The 2,413-nt window shown below is 72.9% G+C and carries 4 protein-coding genes; 2 read left to right on the forward strand and 2 right to left on the reverse strand.

Annotated elements, in window-relative coordinates; all coding sequences use genetic code 11:
- Window positions 1–776 (forward strand): formylglycine-generating enzyme family protein (locus DT057_RS05925; protein WP_162501334.1); only part of this gene is annotated, 776 nt, incomplete at its 5' end.
- A 152-nt stretch (window positions 777–928) separates the two neighbouring features.
- Window positions 929–1,141: a hypothetical protein gene (locus DT057_RS05930; RefSeq protein WP_128561161.1), complete on the forward strand. Its 213-nt coding sequence runs from the start codon at window positions 929–931 to the stop codon at window positions 1,139–1,141.
- 65 nt (window positions 1,142–1,206) lie between these two features.
- Here the strand turns inward: DT057_RS05930 and DT057_RS05935 are convergent, their stop codons facing one another.
- Together DT057_RS05935 and DT057_RS05940 are read right to left on the reverse strand one after the other, a co-directional pair.
- Window positions 1,207–1,392, reverse strand: coding sequence for a hypothetical protein (locus tag DT057_RS05935; RefSeq protein WP_128561162.1), 186 nt, complete (start codon window positions 1,390–1,392; stop codon window positions 1,207–1,209).
- A gap of 158 nt (window positions 1,393–1,550) precedes the next feature.
- Entirely contained in the window at window positions 1,551–2,039 is a 489-nt protein-coding gene (locus DT057_RS05940; RefSeq protein WP_128561163.1) for a hypothetical protein, read from the reverse strand.
- Between the last annotated feature and the right edge of the window lie 374 nt (window positions 2,040–2,413).

A 2,413-nucleotide genomic window follows, 5' to 3' on the forward strand; every position in this document is an offset into this window, starting at 1 on the left:
CACCGCAGGGCGCGGCGGTCCGTCCCCCCGAGCCGCCGCCCCCGGGCCGCGCGGCGGGCGCGCCGGACCCGAAGGCCGGCTCCTTCCGCGACTGCGCCCGGTGCCCGGAGATGATCCGCCTCGCGGGCGGCCGCTTCGTGATGGGCGGCACCGCCAGCGCGACCGAGCGGCCCCCGCACGCCGTCGGCATCGCGGCCTTCGCCCTGGGACGCCACCCCGTCACGGTCGGCGAGTGGAAGGCCTGCGTGCGCGACGCCCGCTGCCCCGCGGGCCCGGACGGGGACGACGCCCTCCCGGCCTACAACCTGAGCTGGGACGATGCGCAGCTCTACGTGACCTGGCTCTCGGCCGCGGCGGGGGTGGCCTACCGCCTGCCCAGCGAGGCCGAGTGGGAGTTCGCGGCGAGGGCCGGGACCCGGACGCGCTACTGGTGGGGGGACGCGTTCCGCGCCGACCACGCTGATTGCCGGGAGTGCGGCCCCCTCGCGGCGGCCCCGGCGAGGACCGGCCGCCTGCCCGAGAACCCCTACGGCCTCGGCGAGATCACCGGCTCCGTCTCGCAGTGGCTCGCGGATTGCTGGGTGCCGTCGTACCGGGGCGCCGCAGCGGACGGGTCGGCGCGCGTCGAGGGCGAGTGCCGCGAGCGCGTGCTGCGCGGCGGCTCGTGGATGACGGCCGCCGACCGGCTCCACCTGACGGGCCGCGAGTCCTACGACGCCACGATCCGCTACCCGGGGCACGGCCTGCGCGTGGCGCGCGACCTGTCCCCGGACTAGAGCATTTTCCGGCGAAGTGGACACCGGTTCGACGCGGGAAAATGCGGCAGAATCAAAAACCTGNTGCGATGACCGGACCCGGGACCAGCGCGGCCGGAGCGAAGCGGGCGGCCACGCGTTTCCGATGAGCCGCCACGCGTGGATGCGCCTGCATGTTGTGCCGCCAGCACTCGATCGATCCGACCCCCGAGCAGATCAGGGCCGTCCCCTCGCGGTCGCTGAAGTGGCACCGGTGGCCGACCGCGCTGCCGCGCGCCGCGAACGACAACCGTCATCCGTCGCTCTCGGCGGCGATCAAGGCGGGCTGGCTGGCAGTCAACGCGCTTGCCGGCGTGGGGCTGATCGCGATCGCCCTGATGGAGTGAGGCCGGCCCTCCGGCCCCGCGCGCCGGACGGGCGGTCGACGCCGCCGGCGACCGGCACCGCGACCTCAGTCGACCGACATCGAGCGTTCGAAGACGTCGGCGTTCATCTCCTTGCCCTTCGGGTCGGCGATCACGATGTCCTTGAAGCCGCGCCGCGCCAGATCCCAGGTTCTCTCAAGGGCTTGATCGGCCGTCCCGCACGCGAACAGCATCACGCGGCCCGCGGGATCCTTCGCCTTGACCTTGTACACTGACGCTCTCCTGGCTGCTTCCGCTCGCGGCTGCGCAGGAGGTGGCATCGTGCGCCCGCGACAGCAAGCGGGACACGGTGTCCGGGCGCCGCGGGATCCTCTCTCCCGTGGTTCCAGGCGCGCCCGGCCGCCTCCCGGACGGGCGCCGCGCCGCACGGTCAGTCGCACCTCGCCCAGGCCAGCCCGAAATCCTTCGCGCCGAGGAAGTGGTCGACCTTGCGCTGCATGAAGGATCCCGTGCGCTTGTAGTCCACGCCCGGAAACGGGAAATACGGCTCCATGCAGATCACGTCGCGCTGCGTCTGCCCGAACACGACGTTCATGTGGATGCCGCCCTGCGGCTCGCGGAACATGATGATCACCGGCGTCTCGCCCAGCGGGAGCGGCGCGTAGCGGTACTTCGCGCTCTGAAACATGCCGGACTGGATCTTCAGGTTCGGGTTGTTGTTCAGGGCGACGATCAGCTTGTCGACCTGGATGCCGCCGCTGTCGTCCGTGAAGCCGTAGAAATTCACGATGAGGTCCTTCTGGGACCACTTCGGCCGGCCGTCACCGACGGCCTTCAGCCACCATTCGAGGCAGGCGGCCCAGCACGACATGCCGTCCCACTGCCCGACGGGCGGGATGTTGCGGTAGTTCTTCGACATGAGCCGTGCTCCTGGCGGAGGTTCGGTCCCTCCAGCGGACGAGGCGACGCCTTCGGCGCGGCGCGACGGCGGGCTTCTACACCGGTCATGTTGCGGGAGGAGCACGCCGCCGGCGCGGATGTTTCGGCCGATATTGCGTGGCCGGCGCGGACCCCGCGGGAGCCGGCCACCCGGCGCCGGCCCGCCCGGAGGAGGCGCTCCGGGGAGCGAGGCGGGTCCCTCGCGCCTGAGCGCGACGCTCAGCCGGCCGTTCTCCAGGGTCGTCCCCGTGACCGTCACGGGCGCGGCCAGGTTGACGGTCTCGCGGAACGTGCGCGCCGCGATGCGGGGTGCAGGTGGTGGCGCGCGCCGGCGGCGCGGGCTGCGCGCCGGCG

Source organism: Methylobacterium crusticola (genome assembly GCF_003574465.1).
GTDB classification, from domain to species: Bacteria; Pseudomonadota; Alphaproteobacteria; order Rhizobiales; family Beijerinckiaceae; genus Methylobacterium; species Methylobacterium crusticola.

Excerpts from the sequence above, each read along its gene's own strand:
- DT057_RS05930 (WP_128561161.1), top strand. The coding sequence starts at position 929 with ATGTTGTGCCGCCAGCACTCGATCGATCCGACCCCCGAGCAGATCAGG.
- DT057_RS05940 (WP_128561163.1), bottom strand. The coding sequence starts at position 2,039 with ATGTCGAAGAACTACCGCAACATCCCGCCCGTCGGGCAGTGGGACGGC.